This is a genomic window from Candidatus Erwinia haradaeae, from assembly GCF_900699015.1.
Classification (GTDB): domain Bacteria; phylum Pseudomonadota; class Gammaproteobacteria; order Enterobacterales; family Enterobacteriaceae; genus Erwinia_E; species Erwinia_E haradaeae_E.
This window is the reverse complement of the sequence record NZ_LR217737.1, coordinates 566,655-591,684: the sequence shown is the minus strand read 5'-3', so window position 1 is coordinate 591,684 and position 25,030 is coordinate 566,655. Positions and strand designations below refer to the sequence as shown.

Sequence of the window (25,030 nt, the reverse complement as noted above, 5' to 3'; positions counted from 1 at the left end):
AAAAAGATAGAAACTATAAATCAATAAATAAGCATATACATACTTGCTAATTTTGTTGAATCAAACAACTTATATTCATTGAAGTGATGATAACCAAGATAAAATCTTGTAGTGATAAAGTTGAGCTAATAAGTATGTTTATTGTGGATACTATATCTGAGATAAAAATGATACCTGTTAATTTAAGATAAATTAATATTATTTAGTCGATCGTCAATAGATAAAAGAGATCTTTATATTTAGATCTATCATAATCAAAAACATTTATAATTTTAAGATTGTAAATATAAATTAAATAAAGTTTAATATTTATGTATATTATTTTTAAGTTATTTGCCTTAAATCACTGGTATTTATGCTTGAGTAACAAGATCAAAATATACAGCATTTTATCAGAATTAAATGAGAACATCTAGTATGGAGGATAGTACTGTATAGTTTAGGAGAGTTTTTAATTGTACTTGTAAAAGAAACATATAAGTATAGATTTATATCTTCACCTAAAGATAATCTAGTCGCAAATATTAGATATTTTGATATTATTAAACTTTTATATCAGTAAAATCTATTGTATAAGAAACGTTATACACGCTTATTTAGTTTTCTTACATCTATGATACACTTGGATAAGTAAGTCCAATATGTTTATTCAAAGTATATAATTTACTTCATTGATAAAAAATTAATTCGTTTTGGTACAGAAGATTACATAATGAAAACGATTTATGGAAAATATTTGTTGTTATATAAGAACAGAAGAGAATCTAATTAAAATATACTTTGATTAGAATTTATAAGATTAATAATAAAAACTTTTCTTGGATTAAGTGAATCTATCTTGATTATTCAAATAGGTGTTTTTTTGTTCAGATCTTATCTTAATTCACTGAAAGACAGCAATGATTACAACTGATTATCTGCATAAATATTACTATCAATTTTGACACGAATTAATTTAAAATATATTATTTTTTAAAATTTACGATAGTCTTATTCTTTTTATAACCGATTGCTATGATGATTAACTATCAAGGCTGTGTTTAAGTAGTTATTTTTTTTCTTAAAATAGTGCTAGCTCGATTATAGAAGACTAATTTAGAGATGGAGAAAATATTTTTATTTCAACAATTGAAATCTGTTCTATAGATTAATTACAGTATGTAGTTTTAGTGTCTTTTATACAAAAATGAATATCTATATTCAACTGCAATTAAAGTTTAGAGCTTATAAATTATTTTATATCGTATCATTTATAGGATTATATAATCCACTTAATTAGCATATAAGTTTTATGCAATAAAAATTCTTAATCATGATGTTAAGAAATTTATTTATTTATATAAATTTTTGGTTTTAGATGAGTTTTTTAGTTGGTGGAAAGGCTAATTTATCTTGTAGTCCTGCTGTCTATAATAATGTGAAGGGTAGTAAAATACCTGAAATAGATTGTGTTTTTAATACAGTCTGTTTCCATCAAGTTATCTGCTATTAGATAATAAGACCAAGGAGAATTTTGTGTTAGATGAATACCGAAAACATGTTGCAATGCGTGCTGCTAATGGGGTTGTTCCTCAAGCCTTGAATGCCAGACAGACAGTTGCAGTAGTAGAGTTACTCAAATCCCCTCCTAAGGAAGAAGAGGCATATCTGTTAGATTTATTTACTAATCAAGTGCCACCAGGTGTTGATGAAGCAGCGTATATTAAAGCTTCTTTTCTTTTTTCTATTATTAAAGATGAAGCCATTTCACCGTTAGTGACTCCTGAAAAAGCAGTTCAATTATTGGGCACTATGCAGGGTGGTTATAATGTTGATGCGCTGCTCTATGCATTAGATAATAATAAATTAGCTTCTTTTGCTTCCAAAGCCCTGTCTCATACACTATTAATGTTTGATCGATTTTATGATGTTGAAGAAAAAGCGAAAGAAGGTCATGTTTATGCTAAACACGTTATACAATCTTGGGCTGATTCCGAGTGGTTCTTAAGATGCCCGGAAGTACAGGAGAAGATAACTGTCACAGTATTTAAAGTAACTGGTGAAAGTAATACTGATGACTTATCTCCTGCCACGGATGCATGGTCTCGTCCTGATATTCCACTTCATGCACTAACGATGCTCAAATACCCTCGTCCAGGTATTCGACCAGATAAGGCAGGACATATAGGCCCTATAGAACAAATTAAAGTTTTACATAATCAAGGTTTTCCTATAGCTTACGTTGGTGATATCATCGGTACTGGTTCATCACGTAAATCAGCTGCTAATTCATTATTATGGTTGCTTGGAGAAAAGATCCCATATATTCCTAATAAAAAGAGGGGCGGTGTATGTTTAGGCGGGAAGATTGCTCCTATTTTCTTTAATACCATGGAAGATGCAGGCGCCTTACCTATTGAAGTGGATGTTTCAAAAATACATATGGGTGATATAATTGATATTTATCCATATCGTGGTGAAATTCGCGATCATATAACGAATATTATTCTTTCGTGCTTTAAGTTAAAACATAAGGACTTATTAAATGAAGTTCGTGCAGGAGGACGAATTCCATTAATTATTGGTCGTGCTTTGACGAAGAAATCTCAAAAATCGTCATGTATATCAGTTCGAAGCATGATACCACAAAACAAGAAGCCAGTAGTTAAAGAACATGGTTTTTCTTTAGCGCAAAAAATAGTTGGTAGGGCTTGCGGTCTTGAAGGTGTCCTTCCAGGTACTTATTGTGAGCCTACAATTACTTCAGTCGGTTCACAAGATACTACTGGTCCTATGACTCGAGATGAGTTAAAGGATTTAGCCTGTCTTAAATTTTCTGCAGATTTAGTGCTACAATCCTTTTGTCATACTGCAGCATATCCAAAACCTATAGATCTAATAACACACCGTAGCTTGCCTAATTTTATTATAGATCGTGGTGGCATCTCTTTGCATCCAGGCGATGGAATTATCCATAGCTGGCTAAATCGCATGCTTTTACCAGATACAGTAGGGACTGGAGGTGATTCTCATACTCGATTTCCCATTGGACTTTCGTTTCCAGCTGGATCTGGTTTAGTAGCATTTGCTTCTGCGACAGGAGTGATGCCCCTTGATATGCCAGAATCCGTTTTAGTCAATTTTAAAGGAACAATGCAATCGGGTATTACTTTGCGTGATTTGGTACATTCTATTCCATTATATGCAATTAAATCAGGTTTCTTAACACTTGAAAAACAAAATAAACAGAATATCTTTTCAGGTCGAATTCTAGAAATACAAGGGTTATCAGATTTAAAGGTAGAACAGGCTTTTGAGTTTTCAGATTCTTCTGCTGAAAGGTCTTCGGCAGGATGTGTGATTGATCTTAGTCAAGATTCAATTATTGAATATCTTCAATCGAATGTGATATTATTAAAATGGATGATCTCAGAAGGTTATAGAGATAGGCAAGCTATTGAGCGGCGTATCTATCAAATGGAACAATGGTTATTAAATCCTCATCTATTAAAAGCAGATAGCAGCGCTGAATATGCTGCAATAATTAATATCAATCTAGATGAGATCAAGGAGCCTATATTATGTGCACCTAATGATCCGGATAATGTCTGTCTTCTATCTGAAGTTGAAGATACAAAAATTGATGAAGTATTCATTGGTTCCTGTATGACTAATATTAGTCATTTTCGCGTCGCAGCTGAGTTATTAAAACACCGACGACATGATCTTCTACCAACGAGATTATGGATAGCACCACCGACTAAAATGGATGAAGAACAATTAAAACAAGAAGGTTATTATAGCATTTTTGTAAACAGTGGTGCTCGTATGGAAATTCCAGGTTGTTCTTTATGCATGGGAAATCAAGCACGTGTATCGAATAGCTCTACTGTTCTTTCAACTTCTACGAGAAATTTTCCTAATCGTCTTGGTACGAATGCTAAGGTATTTTTGGCATCTGCTGAGGTGTCGGCTATAGCATCATTATTAGGAAGATTACCTAGTTCTATTGAGTATCAGGAATTTATGAAAAAAATAACTGATGTATCTTTAAAAAACTTTAATTATTTAAATTTTAATCAATTATTAAAACATGATAAGAAAAACGTTAAAGTAATTTTCCAAACTAAAGTATAAAATTAGTTTTATCTTATATTTATAAGATAGCTCTTCTTCTCTTTAAACAGGAGAAGAAGAATCGTTTATGCTGTAGCTGCATATAATCTATTTAACAATTATTTAGTTAGTATAATGTAATTGAATAAATCTATCTACTCATCTTTACTATATTTTTAAGAGATAATCTTCTTATTAATTTATATCATAGATAATAATTTTTAAAAGTAGAGTTAAGTATTTAAAAAAATTTTATTATTAAACATTATTGAATAATAATTTATTTCTTAAAGAGCAATGGTATAGATAAACCAATAGAAATATATAATTGTATTATATTGAATATACTATATGCTATATACGTAAACTATATTGTTCTATTTGTTCATACAAATATTTGATATTAGTAAAAACTAGTGATTGTAGATCATAATCTTAGTAGGAAGATCTGATTATTATGAAATTTAAATTTTTATTATAGATAAACAGATAAGATACTCTATAATAAAATATAAATTTTAGTTAATTTTAGTATCGTAATTATATAATTTAAAATTATTGCTAATCTAGTCTGACGATGAGATATTCAGTTGTCTAGTATTTTCACTGACGTGCCAGACGAGAGTCATCTGGGACAAAATCTGTATTGCTTCGCCAAGAGTTAATATCTAGTCCACCACGACGTGTATAGCGCGCATAAACGCTAAGAATTTCTGGTTTACAATAATTCAATAGATCATAGAAAATTCGCTCTACACAATGCTCATGGAATTCATTATGTTGTCGATACGATATTAAGTAACGCAGTAACGCTTCGTGATTTATTTGAGGTCCACGATAGCTGATTTGTATTGTCCCCCAATCAGGTTGTTGCGTGATTAAACAGTTAGATTTTAGCAGGTTACTGGTTAATTTTTCTTCGCTAATACGCTGATCGGTAGAATTTAGTAAATAATCAGCATTTAATGTATACTTATCTATAACTATATCTTGTTTATCGATACATATCCCATCTAAAGATCCAATAGATTGTCCTTCTATATCCTCTAAAGAGGATATTTTCACTCTGGCTACGCCTATTACACATTTATTTAGATCGAGTTCAATGGTTTGACGTACTTGATTGGAGTCTGTAAATTTGGTTTGATTCAAACTATTCAGATATAGTTTTAAACTCTTAGATTCAATTAAGTTTATATTGTTAGAGTTAAATACTACTTCTCCAATAGCAACTTGTGGCAAACCATTTTTATTTAGCCAAGATAATTCATATAATGTCCAAATATCTTCCCCATATAATGGGGCATTGCACACACTTATATTTAACATATCACGATGTAACTTTCTCGGGATGGAGTGTAAGAGTGTAGGATTATAGGTAGCATGATATTGTGTTCTTTTTCCTAATAGGAAGGTATTAATAGAATTAATATTATTGTCCATATCTATAAATTTCATCTCGTCTCAGTATAATAATATTAGTCTTATTTATAGAAGATATTGGTACATTGTTAGCCTACAAAATCTTTATTTTATTATTTTATATTCATTAAAATCTATTTTAGCATCGATATAACAATCTATAGAATTAGTAGTAAATAATTCTAAATTCAAAGATATAAGTAGAAGACAAGTACTTTATAATTTTACTAAAGCTCTTATTTATTAAATAATCATATTTTCCATAACAAATTATTTATACAATTAAGATGAATATATTTTTATTTAACAATATTGTGAATATAGGATAACTGAATACACTTTGTTCTAATCCTAGAAGGAACATGATTTCGTCTTGTTGTAAAACAATTATCGAAAGTAATTATCATCATAAAATATAGAATAATGGATAGATTAGAGAGGTAAATATTATTATATAATGTCATTTCTTTTCTTATAGCTAGGAATAAGAAGTGATCTAAATTATTACTAATCTGGTGAGATGTTCAAGAAAAATGATTGATTTTAATTTTGTAATGTGTATAAACAACTATAGTCATGGTCATTAATTCACATCAGTGTATGTAGTAATGCATCTCCTTAAGACTTCTTAATGCATGAGTATTATTAGGTAATAAGGCAACAGATACAAATTAATATTTATTATCTACAAAAAGACTTTATTGTAAATAAAATTAATTTATATAAATAATTATATTGTAAATTACAAATTATTTATTAATTTATAAATTTATCTGACTATATAGAGTATCTATCGATATTTCATCTATATGTAATCATTATATACTATTTGTATGTAATATGAGTTTGTTATTGTTACTAAATGTAAATAAAAAAATATTGTCTTTAATAAGATGAAATAGATAGAAGGTTCTGATTCTAACTTAACAATAGTTTTCTAATTCTAGTTTGGTTATCGAGTATTTAGGAATAATCAGTAGTTATCGTTTTCTCTTTTTGATAAGTTTTTATCGGTATTTTTAATTTATGATATGCATCATTCATTAAAGGCAGTGCTTTATTTACTGCTTTGGTATTGGGATAATTTCTTAACATACCTTTAACACGATTAATAACTGCTACATAGGCTCTGTGTTTAGAATAAAATTCTGCTACAGATAATTCATATTTTGCTTGGCGCTCTGTTAAATAAGAAACATGATTTCTTGCTTCTGTAGAATAAACACTCTTAGGATAATCTCGAAGGAGTTGTGTAAAATACTTTAAGGCATTCTGAGTGTAGATCAAGTCTCGATCAGAACGATCAATACCAATAAAATCTTGCAATAGATTCTTATCTTGTGTCATATTTATTAGGCCACGCATGTATATGACGTAATCAATATGTTGATGGTCTGGATTTATGCGTATAAAACGATCAATTAGTTCTAGAGCCATAGTGAAATCATTATTTTTATAATATGCATATATTAGATCAAGTTGTGCTTTGTGAACATGTGGACTAGGCGGGTATCGCATACAGAATGTTTCTAATTTTTTAATAATTGATTTTAAATTTCTATTATGAAGCAATTGTTTTGTGTTTTTATAAATATAGATAGGTGGTTTATCATTGTGTTCATCTATAGATCCGGAGCATCCGACTAATAATAAACTTAGCATAGAGGTGGCTACTAGGTGTTTTATTCTGATCATGGTGACTGCTATATCCTCAGATTAGTTGTGATAACTTTACTATTAATCTTTTAATGATAGTGAAATGCTAATTATTTATTATATTATATAGAATTATTGGGATAATCCAATGTAAATAAAGAAGTTATTCATTTATGTCTAATAAAATAGAACTTAATGCAATTGTACCTCAAGTTTCACTTAAAAATCGTTTAGATCAGATCTTGGCAGAATTATTTCCTAAATATTCACGCTCTATTTTAAAACAATGGATTCTTTGTCGAGGTGTTTCTGTTAATGGTAATATTGTCGATCTAGCTAAAACAAAAATGTTTGGTGGTGAAAAAATCTGCATTAATGTAGAAGTAAAAAAGAAAGACCCCTGGAAGGCAAAAGATATCCCCCTTCATGTTGTATATGAAGATCCACATATAATAGTTATTAATAAACAGGAAAACTTAGTAGTGCATCCTGGAGCAGGTCACGATGACGATACAGTATTAAATGCATTGATACACTACTTCCCAGCTATCATAAACGTTCCGAGGGCAGGCATAGTACATCGTTTAGATAAGGACACTACTGGTCTAATGATAGTAGCTAAAACTACTTTTGCACATACTCATCTTGTAAAAGATTTGCAAGATCGGAAAATTATTCGTGAATATGAAGCAATTGTTATGGGTCGCATGATAGCAGGTGGAATAGTTAAGAGTCCAATCGCTCGCCATCCTACTAAACGTACTCATATGGCAATAGACTACTCTGGTAAACCTGCTACCACTTATTATCGTGTTTTAAAAAAATTTCGTGCTCACACTTGGCTTCAATTACAACTTTGTACTGGTCGTATGCATCAAATTAGAGTGCATATGGCACATATTAATTATCCGCTGATAGGTGATCCTGTATATGGTGGTCGCCCACGTCTACCTAAAGCTGCTTCAGAGGCTTTTATTTCTACTCTTCATGCATTTAAGCGTCAGGCATTGCATTCGACCATGCTGTCTATTGATCATCCTGTATTCGGTATTCAGATGAAATGGCATGCACAGTTACCGAAAGATATGGTAAATCTTTTGAATATTTTAGAAATAGATATGAACTGTTATAAAGAGTGATTGAGTTCTTAATAGATACCAGTGTTATTAATAAAAAAACTGTGTCTTATAAGTATCTTTTTAATATTAAATAAAGTATAGTTCTGAACTAATAATTACTATTTTTATAGTGTAGAGTATAGCGATAGAATAATGAATGAGTGTCATATTGCAATGATATAGACTCATGATTTTTTAAGATTACTAATTTGTCTAAAAGATTATGTTGGTTAGATAAAAATATAATAATTGTAGTTGTAATTATTAAGACTATTCTTCTGAATATTACTGTGTTTTATTTAATATATATTCTATAGAGTCAGAAGATAGTGGGATAAATCAAATAAGTATACTTATAGGGTATTGTTATTCAGTGTTCTGTAATCTTTATTACATAGAATCTAAATAATCATTAATATATATTAATGAAGAAATATGTTACATTTAATTTAATAGATATTTATCAAAGTATGTTAAAATTAAAAGATTTGATATTTAGATCTAGTAAGATAAAGAATCATTCCGCTTTTTAAAAGAAGGATAGATACACTATAAATGCTTAATATAAATTATAATAACTCTATTTAACTGTTATTATCTTAAAAGTTTTTAGTTTTTAATTCAAATTGGAATAGGAAATAGATCGTATAAAATAGATTAGATTATAGCTTTGGTATGTTGCCATCTATTTTAGTAGACAATTATGCTTTTATTTAATTCTATAAATAAGAACATTTTTAATACAATCTGGTTTTTTAATAAAAAAGTATTTCTTATACTATTGATTTTTATAGAAAAATTTATCCATTATTCAAATTTTAATTTATATGAAGAGTTAAGTAATTAAAGTTAATCTTATGTTGTAGTTTTTAAATTTTATTAGTACATGTTATTGTTTTTATTATTTTTAGTTTTTGAAGTCATTTGATATATCACGTTCTAAAATAGGAATTCTCTATTATAGAGAAGGATAGGTAAGTATTTAATGTTCATGTGTAAGCATTGTGTATGATAATATTTTAATATCTATTTACTGTTTTATTAATTATCTTTTTAAATATAAGAAGATTCTATTGTTATCTTAAATCTGTTAATATCAAAAATCTATTAAAACTATATTATTACCAAATAACTATTAGGATATTTATAAAATGATAATATGAATTTTCAGTTAAAGATAAGAAATATATGCGTCTTTAGACGATAAAATAAATTAAAATAAAAACACAAATATGGATTATATTATACCAGATATCTCATATTATGAGAATAATTATTCTAAATATAGTTATGAAATGGGATTAGAAAAAAATTCCTTTAGATTTAACAATTATGTTTTAATCGTTTTCTTTAAAAGAATTCTACAATATGATATTCTATATAAATAGATTCTATATAAAATCATCAGAACCTCTATATAAGGTAGATCAGATCTCTCATATATAATATGAGATTATTGTACTGTGATTGTATTTATTTTAGTATATTTACTGTAAAATTTATCTATTTCTATAGTAATAATTTATAGTTCCGATTATTATAAGTTTATAGAAAGTGATAAAACATCGATTGTACTGTTAGTATGGAATATGTTGCTGAAGTTTATTTACACGCTAATCTTATTTATAATCAGATAACTGCTTATGCATACTGGTATTATAGACGCTTAATATTAATCGACTAACCGCAGAGTTATGACTCATAACTATTAAGACTAAATAAAAAATAGTAACTTTAAAAATATGAATGATTATTGCATAGCAATGTTCTCTGAATAAAGAAGTTAAACTCATCGTAGTGTATAATAAAATTAATTAGAATTGATTTATATAAATATAACATAAAGAATAATAAATAGTCTTTCAAAACCAAATAAGAATACAAAGAAACGAGCATCATCTAAATTAAGATAAGAAATATGACTCTATTATTTAAAATCGATGAAATAGTATGTTTATAGTACTCTAGAATTAAATACATGGAATTAGTAATTTTAGTAATAATTTTCATAAAAGCACAATGGTAATAAGATCCTTAACTCCAATATATAAAAAATCAAATAACAATAATTAAGATACAATCCAATTATTGAACTGACAGGTTTTCTATCGTACAATAGTGATTATTCTCCTAATATCTAGTATACTGAATAGCTGAATATATCTACAGTATGGTGATAGGTGATTATATGAATAATAGATTATTAACTAATTAATGGCGCAAGATAGTGCAATCCCAGTACATGCTATCAACAAATTTGAGAATATTATTTTGTAGGTATAAGACAATGACTAATAATAAAAAATTGTGATAGTTAACATCATATCAAGTTCAATTTTTTATTTTGATAACTTTTAGCAAATCATTTAGATCTCAGAATATAAAATAAATAGTTAACATAAACCTAGCTACACTTATATCTATTAAGATTAATCTATATCAATCTTATAAAATCACAACTGATATAAATTCAGTTATATTAATAATGCAAAATAGAAATAGAAACAGAAATATATACATACTGAGCTATTGAATGTTTGTTGAAGTGAATATTATATAAAATTGAGATTATTAGAATTTCTTCTTACATTGATTATAAAAATAAACTTATTAAGTCATAACAATCAATATATTGATTATTACACTTTTTCCCCACAGAATATTTAATGATCTATGAGTATAATCGACATTGAGTATGTTGAATGTTTATACCTTTTACTATTAAAGTTAAGTGTTTATAAATAATTTTAATATTTATTAGGTTTGACTTACTTAGGTAAGAAATTACATATGTAAATCATCTTTTAAATCCATTAATACTTATATTATTAGTGAATTTAGAATATAGAGATGCATGTTATTTTGGAACGGTAATACAATTACTTATTAGTTTATTAGATATAATGAAATCTAAGAGTGACTAATAATAGTGAATGGATTGAGTGTATTAATGAAGTATTTTTAAAATCTGAAAGTTTAGTCAGTAGTTTTTTAAAACAATACAATTAAACATGACAGTATTATGTTATGAAAAATATAGGTTGGAGATCAATGTCTGCCAGCCGTAATGTTTTTATATTATGGAATTTAAATATCTATAATAGGTTATTAAGTAAAATTTATTTACTTTTTATTTAAAGATTAATAAAATTACTTCATTCTTTCTATCATTCTATGAGAAGAATATAATTCTCTTATAATTATATGTTGTATATTCTATATGTAGATTCATTCATTAATATCCTGATATATATATCAGGACTTATACATATAGTATTCTCATAGCTAAAAAAATATGAATGATATTTAATGGATACTAATAAACAACACATACAAATCAGTATTAAAAGTACTAAGATCAATAATCTAAATTTACATTAATCAATAAATTTGAGTATATACAGTGATCGTTAAAATGGTGTAGCATCTTTAAAAAGTCCTACTTTTAAATCGCTTGCAGTGTAAATAACTTGATTGTCTACTAAAACTTCACCATCTGCTATACCCATGATTAGTTTGCGATTAATAATTCGTTTTATATGAATTCTATAAGAAACTGTCTGAGAAATGGTTAGCACTTGTCCTGAAAATTTTACTTCTCCAACTCCTAGAGCACGACCTTTACCTTTTCCTCCTAACCACCCAAGATAAAAACCAACTAGCTGCCACATAGCATCAAGGCCCAAACAACCTGGCATAACTGGGTCACCAATAAAATGACAAGAAAAGAACCATAGATCTGGTCTGATATCTAACTCAGCTTCAACAAATCCTTTGTTGTATTTCCCATTAATTTCCGTAATACTAACTACACGATCCATCATTAACATATTACCAGCTGGTAATGGCGGGCCTTCAGAGCCAAACAATTCACCGCGACTTGAGGCAAGTAAATCTTCTTTAGTATAAAATGAACACTTTTCTAGCATATTCTCGATAAACATTATTGTAATCCAGTATTGGTATTGGTTTGAGATATATATAGTCTTAAATTCATATAATTAATAGTTTAGGAAGCTGTTTATTAAGAGCACGTAGCTGCTGAATAAAAAATTCATGTAATATTAGTTATAATATGATGTAGTCGAAGGAGTATATGTATTCCATTTCGCATTATCCTTTAATATTAATTAGAAATTTCAATATGAAATTGTAGTTTTAATGTTTTATACTAGATCATACTTTTAGTAGATTTTTGATAAAAATAATTATGTTTTTGATGCTAATTTAGTATTTTTTTATTTATCTTGATAAGCATGTTATGTTTATACAAAAAATACTTTGACTAAATAAAATTAATATTTTCATTCAAGCAAGCACATATCACTAGATGCTTACCAACTAGTAACCTTGTTCTTAATCTTAATTTTTAGAATTGTTTAAAAACCTATATCTTCTCCATGATCTAGAATAAAACTATATTAAGTATCTTGCATATTGTTAATTTAAAAGTAATCAATATTTTTCTTTACAAATTGATATTGTTAGAACCGTTTAGTGTACTGATTTTCTTTTCAAATGAGTCATGAATATAATGTTCTATATTTATAAAACTTGCTAAATTCTAATAGTTTATTCTTCTTTATAAGATAAATAGCATGTGCACTTAGTACTGATTATATTTTTACGAAATCCCTTAAAAGATCTCAAAGAACAGATTTTTTATTCAAAATATGATATAATTATGTAGAAATATAGTTATTGATTTCATTATACATCAATATCTTGCGTCTCTTTTCAAGAGAGAAGCGATTAACTAACTAACCTAATTTAGTTTTTATTTTTATTCGTCCTACTTCATATTTATGAAGTATTTTAGTTATACATGATATGTAAATATCGTTTTTATGATAAACAGTGATTTTGTATGTCTATAAAAAAGTTATGTTTGATTTTTTATTTTGTCCACTTAAACCAATGTAGAAGTGATATATGTTGTTTAGTATTACGTTGAGCCACTTTTGCAATACGATTTTTTATTGATCGAATTAAACAAGGCTTATTGTCTTGTTCCCATTCTATACCAGTTAAGAGAAACAGAGCTTCAGTAACATGAGATACTGACCATATAGAGAATTGACCATCTCGTACAGCATTGATAACGTCCTGATGTAATGAAAGATGTTGTATATTAGAAGAAGGAATTATCACTCCCTGACTACCTTTTAGAGTCCTTTGATTACAAAGTCGGAAAAAACCTTCAACTTTTTCATTTACTCTGTCTATGGATTGGACACCGCCTAGCTGGTCCATAGATCCAGTTATTGCAATCATCTGATTGATTGGCTGTAACGCCAATGCGCTTATTAGAACGCACAGTGCGGCCAGTGATGCGCTATCTCCATCAATTTGCTCGTATGATTGCTCAAAAACTAAAGAGGCAGTAAATGGCATAGTACAATCTAATTTTAATTCTGCCATAAGCCATGATTCTAGAATCATTACACCCTTAGCATGTAGACTACCAGCTAGTTCTACCTGACGATCTACATCCGTTAACTCTCCATTCCCAAGATGGGCTATACAACTAATTCGTACAGGTTCACCAAAAACACGGGGATGACCGGGGTATTCTATAACTGATAGACCGTTGATCTGTCCAATTCTTTCACCAGTTGTTTCAATATGAATTTGCTTCTGTAATACATCATGAAGCATTCGCTCTAATAAAAATCCTTCTCTCCATAAACGTATATTTAGGGCATTTTGAAGATCCTTTCCCCTCATTATTGGACCATCACAATATAAAATAGACTCTTGTAACTGATGTCTTATCCACTCTAAATCAAGAGGTAATATCTTGTGATCTCCAGTCCATCGTACAGCTTCTCGAATTAAAACTGGCCAAAAATCAGGAGAAAGAATAGGGAAGGAGAGACTATCTACAACATTTTCTACCCATCGCTTCCAGTTAATAAACGCCATATCGTCTGATAAATAAATATTATCTTCAAATTCAGCATATAATGACATATATGTTAATTCAGGCTCTATAGTCTCAAATTCAGCTAGAGCTTTTTCGCCTCCAACTAACATAAGACGAAAATACATTGGTATTGAAGGGATTTCTATAGGAAGACAGCGGGATTGGTCAGGTGAATACCATTCATATTGCTTATTAACTAGTATTTTTTTTAGACGTCTCCAGATTAATGGTTGTGCCAGTAAAGTCTGAAGAGAGAGAATAAGCACTCCGCCATTAGCGCGATGCACCAATCCTGGTGATAAGGATATTTTAGATTGATGAATACGAACAGATCCAAACAGGGCTTCATGTTCAATCCAACCTGCCTGATAAACACCAGCAGCATTTATAAGATTATTTTGTAGGGACAATAAATTATCTCTATATGGTAAGTATTGCATTTTTTCATAACACCTCCCATGGAAACTAGATGATTTATTCTTGCTTGGATCTAAAATAGAAATTAGCACTTTCTGAAATAAAATAAGGTAGAAAGAACTGTCAGGACTTTTTATTCTGATTAGTGGTATTTGTGCTTGAGTTTTTAAAAAAAGACTAAGTCCATTATAGAGGCGGGCTTGGATAGTATAAAAAACATCTGAGTTTATAACTGTGTTTGTTATAAATAAATGCTCAAAGTGTTTAATATCAGGTTGTAGGGATTGCCACTCTAATAAATAATTATTCAAGTTTATCGTATGCATTTAAATAAAAATTTGATTATATTTTTAAAAATTATATATGATTTATTGAAATTTTGGTATAGATATACTTGATTTAAATCATATCAAAATATCATAATCTTTTCTATAATCTCTGAGTTTCTTTTATATTTAATATCAAGTATGTTTGTACTGATGTTGATCATCAGTGTGAATACAATATTTTTATATAAAAATAACGTATATTATATGATGTGATCATCATATAAATTTTACATACCTTTTATCTTCAAGAGATAGATAAACCAAGAACTAATTTAATTATCTTAAATATCATATCACAGAACTATACACAGAGATAGATACTTGATATGAATACATCATCGTATTACAACAATCTCGTTTTTAACTAACTATTCATTTTCTATATAGAAATCAGTTCTATAATTGTAAAAATTATATTAACTTAACGAAATCTTTCTGATTTATTAACTGTCGATATGTGATATTTTGTATTTCTAAATAATTATAGAAAGATTGATAACAACATCATTATCACTGTAATGATTGAATCAGACTATTAAGTATTAAGCTTGTAAAATTTATTCATCTATATTATGACGAAGCAATCCTAAGCATTTAGGAGATGCGTGGATAGTGCTAATATGTTTTATATTATCCCATTCCGTGAGAGAGTATGCGTTAAGAGATAAGGCATGAATGCTGTTTTTTAATTCTAACGCAAGCACAGAATAAATTGAACGATGTCGTTGAAGGAAAGTTTTTTGATTAAAAAGATTACTGACTATGATCACTTTAAAATGGCTCTCTAATCCTGAATAGGACTGGTGATAATGGCTTTCATCTTTTATTAAAAGATATGAAGGATTAAACGCTGTATATAATTTAGTTTCTATCGTTTTATAAGTCATATTGAGATATCTTTTAGATATAGAAAAAGAAATTGATCGTTCTTGGATATTAGATAAAAGTAGCATACATCTTGATATATTTCGAATAGGTGTTTATTTATATATTTTAAATCAATAGCAGAATAATATCATTATATTACATGAGTACTATTTCGGATAATTAGTAGAATCCTAATATCTATTAGGATCATCTAGCAATCATTTATATTGAGATAGGATGTAGATACATTCTTTTTCTTAGGATTTTTAAGATCCGATCCTAGTATTTTATCATAATAATTAGAGTAACAATATACATTGTTATACGATGAAAAATAGGATCTGATGTTCCAATCTATTTAATTTAAGATTAACACCCTTTCCTAGATACTAGTTTATATAACAATATAAACGATATGATATAATATCATTTCAGATGATTATTATAATTTTTTATTTAAAAAAAGAGCAATTAGTTATGATACTGATAGCTATTTATAGAAGAAAGGTGCATGTTGGTAAAATAGGATCACAATTATCTGATTCTTTTTAATTCACGGTTATTTTATCTGATTAAGTTTTCTTCTCTATATAGTTAACATCTTAAACATAAATTAACATGATGATCAAATAAACTATTCATTCTTTATAATATCTGAGATAGAAGTTGTATCTTAACATTCTTCTGAAATTTTATTTCAAAGTTATTTGCAAACTGATCATTTTTGTAAGAAATAATCATTAGATACAGATACTTTTATAATAATGATTCTATACTATTTTATTGAGTATATTTATATTATTCAATTTTTGAATTCCATGAAAAATTGATACCGTTGTTTTCAAAACTATATAGAACTACATCTTATTTTCATAAATTTCTAAAAAATATTTATATGACCTAATGAATTATACTACTCCACACAATATAATATAAAGTTGTTTATATTAATCTAAGTAGATACTAATCTTTTTTTAAATTGATGAGATCATCGATGAATTCTATAAAAGTGTTAGCATAAATTATAATATATACTTGATCAATAAGTGAATAATAGATCGATTTTCTTTTCTATTTTTATAATAAAAAATAAAATATAATATACTAAGTCTAGTTTTTAGATGCGAGAAAATGAAAAGATTAAAACATATAGATAGACGTACTTGAAGTAAATTATTTGTTTTGGATGATTAAGAGAAGATACTTCTATATGGGCCTCTTATGTCATCTTATATGCGATTATATAATACAATTCTTTATAATATCTCTTAGTCATAGAGATAGAATCTTTTGATGTATTCTAATTTCTGTAATTCTTAGATTTAATAAATATATACACATATATATTGTAGAATACATTTATGCCAAATTGATAGAGAAGTTGTTTTAGATTAAGAATAGAGACTAAATATGCTCTATTAAACATGAATAAAACACCATGTAATATGTAAATATTAATCAATAAAAAGATCGAAATTATACCACACAACTATCGGATAAGTTAGGAACTGACATGATGCTAAAAACACCTATCATTCTTAAACCATTAGTCCTACCGTTATATGGTGAGCGGTTAATCGAGGCGTCAGCAGGAACAGGAAAAACTTTTACTATTGGTTTATTTTATTTACGATTATTGCTTGGTTTGGGAGGAAAATCAGCTTTTAACCGTCAACTATCAATCAAAGAAATTCTAGTAGTAACTTTTACTGAAAATTCGACTGCAGAACTTCGTAGTCGTATTCATTCTAATATACATGAATTACGTATTGCCTGCTTATGTGGTTACAGTCTCAATCCATTGTTTGTAGAATTAATGTCTCAGATTACTAATCTATCTGATGCGGCTTCAACTTTATTAATAGCTGCACAAAATATGTATGAAGCTTCTATCTTTACTATTCATGGTTTTTGTAAACGGATGCTAGATCTTTATTCTTTTGAGATAGGATTATTATTTCAACAGGAACTGGTAGTTGATGAAACCAGAATACACCGGCAAGCAGTAACCGATTTTTGGAGAAGATCTTTTTATCCGTTACCACTATCAGTGATCCATGTAGTACGAAAACTATGGGTAGGACCAGAACAGCTCTTTCAAGAGTTATCACCTTTTTTATCTAAGAACACTCTAATGCCTGATGAATCCTTAGAGTTAGATTCAACGATTGAGCATAGACATCAGCTAATTATTTCGGAGATTAAGGAGCTAAAAAAAGAGTGGCTTTCTGTAGATTATTTATTCGAGTTCATCAAAAAATCTGGGATTGATGCTCGTAGCTATCAAGATAAAAATCTTCGTCGCTGGTTAGAAAAAATTACTGTATGGGCGAAAACTCAGACGATAGATTATGCCTTCCCAAAAGAATTGATATATTTCAATCAGAAGACATTATTAAGTAAAAGCAAAACAGGTCTTTGTCCACATCATCCTATTTTTGAGAGAATTGAAACATTTCTTGAATGTCCTCCCTTTTTATCTTTACGTCAATTTGTTCTTTCTTATGCAAGAAGAAAGGTTGATTTCCTCATAAGGAAAAATAAAGCTATTCATGCACAAATTGGATTTGATGATATTCTAGAAGAATTAGATAAAGCTCTCCATAAGAAGAATGGAGATGTTCTATCTAATATGATCCGGGAACAGTATCCAGCAGTTATCATTGATGAATTTCAAGATACTGACCCAAAACAATATCGTATTTTTCGAACTGTGTATCATAAAAAACCTAATATCGTATTACTACTGATAGGAGATCCTAAACAAGCAATTTACTCCTTTCGAGGTGCGGATATATTGACCTATATGCAGGCGCGTTCCGAAGTAAATGCTTGTTATACATTAGATACAAACTGGCGGTCATCATTAGCCATGACTAAAGCAGTTACCCAGTTGTTTTTACGAAAACACAATCCATTTCTGCTCTGTGAGATACCATTTGTTAGTGTTAAATCTGCATCTCTCAATCATGGTTTGCAATTTAGAATAGAAAATAGAATACAGCCTGCGCTTAAATTTTGTCTTCAACCTGGCGATGGAATAGGAATTGTTCATTATCATCAGTTTATGGCACAGAAATGTGCTGAAGATATTAGGTACTGGATTTATAAAGGAGGACAAGGTCAGATTCTCATTGGCAATCAGCAGAAACAAAGGCCAATAAAAGCCTCAGACATTACAGTATTAGTGCGCAATCGTAGTGAAGCTTCTATAATCGGAGAAGCATTAAATCAACTAATGATTCCATCAGTATACTTATCCAATCAAGATAGCATCTATAGAACGTTAGAAGCTCGGGAAATAGTATATTTTTTAGAGGCAGTGTCAAAACCATGGAAAAACACTGCGATTCTTAGTGCATTGGCTACCAGTCTTTTTAACATGCCTGCAGAAAAAATTGATGAATTAAAAAAGAATGATGTCAGCTGGAATGCCATAGTAGATGAGTTTGAATATTATCATAACCATTGGCGAATCTATGGAATATTTGCGATGCTACATGCATTTATCATAAAACGTCAAATAGCTGAAAATTTATTAGAATCTAATAATGGAGAACGACGTCTCACTAATTTATTACATCTAATCGAAGTCTTACAAGAAGCTTCTATAACAAAACATAGTCAGCATATTTTAATACGATGGTTGGTTCAGAAGTTAGAACAACCTGATAGTAAAGTAAGTAGTCAAAAATTACGTTTAGAACATGATCGGAATTTAGTCAAGATTGTAACTATTCATAAGTCTAAAGGTTTACAATATCCATTAGTATGGTTACCGTTTGCTTCTGATTTTCATAATTCAAAAAACAACTATTCTCATAATTATCAATCTTTTACTAAATCGCTTAGCGAGCCACAAAGTACATCAGGTGGTGTATTAGCAGAGAGAAATAGATTAGCAGAGGATTTGCGTTTACTCTATGTTGCATTAACACGTTCAATATTTCACTGCAGTATTGGAATTGCACCAATATTTAAGGGTAGACGCAAGAAACAAGGGAAAAGCGATCTACATCGTAGTGCAATAGGTTATCTTATTCAAAATGGTATAGCATCTAACGCTTCAGGTCTTCGTTTAGCGCTTCAAGAATTAAAAAACAATCTCATAGAAGTAGATGAGACTTCTCATGTAAGTCATGACAGATTGAAACAATATAAAATTTCTCATACAGAAACCCTTACTTTAAATAGCCGTAAATTATCACGTTCTATACATAATTACTGGCGTATGACGAGTTTTTCTGATCTTCAGAAAAAAAATTATAACACAAAAACTGCAATGATCAACTCTTTATCGTATAGCGATATTAGTTTTGAGAAGACAGAAGAGGAAGCACTAGAAAAACAAACAATAGATTTAGAACTAACATCACATACTTTTCCGCGCGGGGCTACATCAGGAACTTTTCTTCATAAATTATTAGAAAAAGTAGAATTTAATATACCATTAAATGAAAAATGGTTATTACAGCAGCTTCGGTATCAAGGATTAAGTGATCAATGGAAAGAAGTTATATGTGATTGGATACAAAATATTTTACATACTCCTCTAAATCATACAGGAGTTAGTCTTAGTCAACTCTCATGCTCAGTAAGACAAGTAGAATTTCAGTTCTATTTACCAATTTTTAAGTTGATAACAGCTAGGGAGCTAAATCAAGTAATCAATCAAGACCCATTATCCGCGACCTGTCCTCCTCTTTGTTTTAATGAGATAAAAGGAATGTTACAAGGTGCTATCGATTTAGTTTTTTTCTGGGATAATAAATATTATCTAGTAGATTATAAGTCTAATTGGTTAGGAGAGAAGAATACTTCTTACACACAAGAAGCAATGAAGGAAACGATGCAGACGCATCGTTATGATGTACAATATCAGCTGTATGCCTTAGCATTACATCGTCATCTACGTCGTTGTATAAAAAGATATAATTATACACAGCATTTTGGAGGTATTATATATCTTTTCTTACGAGGTCTAGATGGTACTAGAAATAGTTATGGGATCTATCATGCCCATCCGAATTCAAATTTTATGAACGCAATAGATCACCTATTTCTTTATAAGAAGAGGTAACCGAGTGATCTTGAATATTTATCAGATTTAATGATCCTAGTAAATTATGTCTAAAATAAGATAACACTCGCGATTAGATATAATTTTTATTAAGCTAATATAATTAATCTAATAAAAAGATAGTTTTGTTTTTATCCTAACTGTCATTTATTTACTAAATAATTAAATTCTTTTTATTACAATTTATTTTATCTACATCAAGGACATCTATATGAGTGGGTCAATAATTAGCCCAACTAATTTTATTCGTCAGATTATTGAAGAAGATTTAGTAAACCATAAATATGATTTAATACGAACGCGTTTCCCTCCTGAGCCAAATGGATACCTTCATATTGGTCATGCTAAATCAATTTGTTTAAATTTTGGGATTGCAGAAGACTATCAAGGACAATGTAATCTACGTTTTGACGATACAAATCCAATTAAAGAAAATATAGAATTTATTAATGCCATTAAACGTGATGTAAAGTGGCTTGGATTTCAATGGTATGGTAATATTCGATATGCTTCAGATTTTTTTGAAGCACAATATAACTATGCTGTAGAGCTAATCAAGAAAGGTTTAGCATATGTTGATGAGCTATCACCTTCTTTGATACGACAATATCGTGGAACTTTAAAATCAGTAGGAACTAATAGTCCGTATCGATCTCGTAGTGTTGAAGAAAATCTCAGGTTATTTTTTAATATGCGGAAGGGTGAATTTTCTGAAGGAGCTGCTTGTCTGCGTGCAAAAATTGATATGTCTTCTAATTTTATGGTACTACGTGATCCTGTTCTTTACCGAATTAAGTTTGTCGAGCATCACCAAACTAGTAATCAGTGGTGTATTTATCCCATGTATGATTTTGCCCACTGTATTTCTGATGCCCTTGAAGGTATCACGCATTCTCTCTGTACTTTAGAGTTTCAAGATAATCGTCGATTATATGATTGGATTCTAGATAACATTAGCATTTCAAACCACCCGAAACAATATGAGTTTTCACGTTTGAATGTTGAATATACTGTAACATCTAAGCGTCAACTTCACCTCTTAGTCACTAAAAATATTGTGGATGGATGGGATGATCCACGTATGCCAACTATCTCTGGAATGCGTCGTCGTGGATATACGCCAGAATCCATACGGGAATTTTGCCAACGCATTGGTGTTACAAAACAGGATAATCTAGTTGAAATGGGTTCATTAGAATCCTGTGTTCGTGATCATCTAAATGAACACGCGTCACGAGCCATGGCTGTTATTAATCCAATTGTAATTTGCATTACAAATCTTCCTAAAGATTATGAAGAAATTATTTGTATGCAATGTCATCCATATAAACCTTCGATGGGTGTACGAGAAGTGCCTTTTACAAGTGAAATTTATATTGACCGATCCGATTTTTTAGAAAAAAAGATAAAAAATTATAAACGTCTTATTTTAGGAGAGGAAGTACGTTTACGTAATTCCTATATCATTAAGGCTGAAAATATAGAAAAAGATAACAAAGGGAATATTATCTGCTTATATTGCTCATGTGATCTAAAAACTCTCAATCAACATCCAGGTGATGGACGAAAGGTTAAAGGAGTGATACACTGGGTATCAGCTAAATATGCTTTACCTGCAGAATTTCGATTATATGAGCAATTATTTCTTTGTGCTAAACCATGGGAGAAAGACGACCTCCTTATGACTATTAATCCAAATTCTCTTATGATTCAAGATGGGTTTGTTGAACCTAGTTTAAAAACTGCAAAAGCATCTCTTTCTTATCAATTTGAAAGAGAAGGGTATTTTTGTATTGATAGTGCTGACTCTACTCTAAATAAATTAGTATTTAATCGAACTATTAGTTTGCGTAATAATTGGTTAAAAGTTAACAATATCCATTGTACTTAATATATATTATATTTTGAATTCAATAGATGCATTGTGACTTAAATAATTACAGTTATTAATTTGAAATAATTATACTATGTATTTACTTAAGCATTAAGATCAGAATAATATATCAGGTTTGCTGTCTTAATTTTTAGCCTATATAAGATTAGAATACTTATCATGCAGTGGAATATATAATCATGAATATTTCACCATACTATGTGAATTCATGATGTTCTATGATTATATAGATGAGATGAATGATATCTTAAGTTAATGAATGAAATAAGATTGAGATAAAATAAATGTTTGGTTATGCTATCATTAAGGATCCATTTTTACAGGTAAAGACTAATCTTAAGAGTAGGGTAACAAGATAAGAGATGATCCTATTAATTGATTGTATTCTTGTGTATCTTAAGACAGTAACATTATTTTTTTAGTATCATCCTATTTATATTATAGGAGACATAAGATAAGTATGAATCTTATCCCATAAGATGTGATAGACGACTCTGAATGATAACTATAATTGTAGTATCACAAAACTAAAAATTTCTTCTGTAATATTAATGTTATTTTTAATATTGAAGAGTGGAATAATCTGTAATCTAATGGGAGAAAAATTAATTCAATTAAAATATCTAATTAAAAATTGAGTTTTAATTGCTCTTGGTTTATTTATTATTAATCAGATACATAGGCTTGTATTACATTATGATCTATGTCGATTATCTTGTGCTTATTGGAACCTGAATTGAAAACTAATCTTGTAGATCTCCTTGTATTTCCGACTTCTATGACCTATAAGGTTATAGGTACTCCACATATCAATCTTGTGAATCAAGTGATTGAAGTAGTGCAGAGCTATGTTCCTGGAGACTATATCCCAAGAGTTATCTATAGCTACAGAAGAAGTTATTGTTCTATTTCTATTACAATTGTAGTAACGAATATTCAACAGGTAGAGCACTTATATACTGATTTAAGTAAAATACAAAACGTTCGTATGGTTTTTTAACCCTTTAGCGCACAATCTATTGCACGATAAAGAATAATATTGCTTCATATATATAATAGTGGATTCTAATAAATATGATCGTTGAATCTTCAGATGCTCTAATTGTCCGAAGTATGGGATTACGTTCTTGGAAAACTGTAGCAGAGAGTATGTATAAGTTTACTAATGATCGTAAGCCAGAGACGCTAGATGAAGTCTGGTTAGTGGAACACCCTCCAGTATTTACCCAAGGGCAATCAGGAAAAGTTGAGCATATATTAGTACCAGATCAAATTCCAGTTATGCAGAGCGATCGAGGTGGTCAAGTGACCTACCATGGTCCAGGTCAGCAATTAATGTATGTAATGATTAATCTTAAAAGACGAGCAATTACTCCACGTCAATTAGTGAATTTGATGGAAAAAACGATAATTGATACATTATCTTATTTTTCTGTTATTTCCTATTCCAGAGTCGAAGCACCGGGGGTTTATGTAGATAACAAAAAAATTGGTTCGCTGGGATTACGTATACGAAATAGATGTTCATATCATGGTCTTTCACTAAATGTGAATATGGATCTAACTCCATTTCTATATATTAACCCTTGTGGACATCCAGGATTAGAAATGACTCAGTTGCAACAACAAAAACATGACATAACATTAACTGAAGTGCAGCCAGTATTAATATATAACTTTACACGTCAATTATCTATCTCCGAAACATATTGGATTGAAAAAAATGAAACTTGCTCATATATAGAAGAAAAAAGTTAAGGTGATTGGAATATAAAATAGAATATTTTCGATATAAATAAAATTTATTGCATTTATTTTAATAAATATTGTAATCTAAAAAGATATTTTTGTTTGAAATGTTATTTTTTTGTATAAATGCATTATTTTATTCTATAATTTTATAGAATAATTAGATGTTTTTTTAGATTACTTATATCATTAAAATTTTGAATATTTCATAGTCTTATCTTGTTCTATAATACTGAATTAGATTCGGTATTTGATTGAGAAATATTATTTATATTAGTCTTTTGTGATAAGAGAAGAGTCTTACACCACATACCATTTAATTTCAAATTACGATGATAGATTTTTATATGGAAATTTTATTCCATATTGGTTTTATCTTCAAATATTCTATATAAATTAATATGAACCAGTTCATTGTTTAATCTTTTAAATTTTCATAATATTTATATAGAAAAGTATAGTTAACTATATTCTTGT

11 protein-coding genes are annotated in these 25,030 nt (G+C 29.0%); 6 read left to right on the top strand and 5 right to left on the bottom strand.

The genetic code is table 11. The annotated features are described in order from the left end of the window. The first annotated feature begins 1,515 nt into the window (after positions 1-1,515). Positions 1,516-4,116, top strand: coding sequence for a bifunctional aconitate hydratase 2/2-methylisocitrate dehydratase (acnB, locus tag ERCIPICE3303_RS01750; protein ID WP_157991016.1), 2,601 nt, complete (start codon positions 1,516-1,518; stop codon positions 4,114-4,116). A 582-nt stretch (positions 4,117-4,698) separates the two neighbouring features. Here the strand turns inward: acnB and queF are convergent. Beyond that, on the bottom strand, positions 4,699-5,553 hold the full coding sequence (queF, locus tag ERCIPICE3303_RS01745; protein WP_416046610.1) for an NADPH-dependent 7-cyano-7-deazaguanine reductase QueF: 855 nt from the start codon (positions 5,551-5,553) through the stop codon (positions 4,699-4,701). A 927-nt stretch (positions 5,554-6,480) separates the two neighbouring features. Beyond that, the gene (gene bamD / locus ERCIPICE3303_RS01740) at positions 6,481-7,212 is read right to left on the bottom strand and encodes an outer membrane protein assembly factor BamD (RefSeq protein WP_157991015.1); all 732 of its coding nucleotides are present in this window, start codon (positions 7,210-7,212) and stop codon (positions 6,481-6,483) included. A 134-nt stretch (positions 7,213-7,346) separates the two neighbouring features. Here bamD and rluD point away from each other — a divergent pair, with 134 nt between their 5' ends. Further along, the gene (gene rluD / locus ERCIPICE3303_RS01735) at positions 7,347-8,312 is read left to right on the top strand and encodes a 23S rRNA pseudouridine(1911/1915/1917) synthase RluD (RefSeq protein ID WP_157991014.1); all 966 of its coding nucleotides are present in this window, start codon (positions 7,347-7,349) and stop codon (positions 8,310-8,312) included. A 3,389-nt stretch (positions 8,313-11,701) separates the two neighbouring features. Here the strand turns inward: rluD and fabA are convergent. The 3 genes from fabA to ERCIPICE3303_RS01720 all read right to left on the bottom strand — a co-directional run bounded on the left by fabA (position 11,702) and on the right by ERCIPICE3303_RS01720 (position 15,850). Next, positions 11,702-12,220 (bottom strand): bifunctional 3-hydroxydecanoyl-ACP dehydratase/trans-2-decenoyl-ACP isomerase, encoded by a 519-nt coding sequence (fabA, locus tag ERCIPICE3303_RS01730; protein ID WP_157991300.1) that lies wholly within the window; start codon positions 12,218-12,220, stop codon positions 11,702-11,704. Between the two features lie 967 nt (positions 12,221-13,187). Then, positions 13,188-14,945, bottom strand: a complete 1,758-nt coding sequence (locus tag ERCIPICE3303_RS01725) for an AAA family ATPase (protein WP_157991299.1) — start codon at positions 14,943-14,945, stop codon at positions 13,188-13,190. A 575-nt stretch (positions 14,946-15,520) separates the two neighbouring features. After that, the gene (locus ERCIPICE3303_RS01720; RefSeq protein WP_157991013.1) at positions 15,521-15,850 is read right to left on the bottom strand and encodes a BolA/IbaG family iron-sulfur metabolism protein; all 330 of its coding nucleotides are present in this window, start codon (positions 15,848-15,850) and stop codon (positions 15,521-15,523) included. Positions 15,851-17,343: 1,493 nt separating this feature from the next. Between ERCIPICE3303_RS01720 and recB the strand changes: the two genes are divergently transcribed. The 4 genes from recB to lipB all read left to right on the top strand — a co-directional run bounded on the left by recB (position 17,344) and on the right by lipB (position 24,562). Further along, positions 17,344-20,910, top strand: coding sequence for an exodeoxyribonuclease V subunit beta (recB, locus tag ERCIPICE3303_RS01715; RefSeq protein WP_157991012.1), 3,567 nt, complete (start codon positions 17,344-17,346; stop codon positions 20,908-20,910). A gap of 211 nt (positions 20,911-21,121) precedes the next feature. After that, the gene (gene glnS / locus ERCIPICE3303_RS01710; RefSeq protein WP_157991011.1) at positions 21,122-22,801 is read left to right on the top strand and encodes a glutamine--tRNA ligase; all 1,680 of its coding nucleotides are present in this window, start codon (positions 21,122-21,124) and stop codon (positions 22,799-22,801) included. A gap of 739 nt (positions 22,802-23,540) precedes the next feature. Next, positions 23,541-23,804 (top strand): DUF493 family protein YbeD, encoded by a 264-nt coding sequence (ybeD, locus tag ERCIPICE3303_RS01705; protein WP_157991010.1) that lies wholly within the window; start codon positions 23,541-23,543, stop codon positions 23,802-23,804. Positions 23,805-23,878: 74 nt separating this feature from the next. Further along, positions 23,879-24,562: a lipoyl(octanoyl) transferase LipB gene (lipB, locus tag ERCIPICE3303_RS01700; protein WP_157991009.1), complete on the top strand. Its 684-nt coding sequence runs from the start codon at positions 23,879-23,881 to the stop codon at positions 24,560-24,562. The last annotated feature ends 468 nt before the right edge of the window (positions 24,563-25,030 follow it).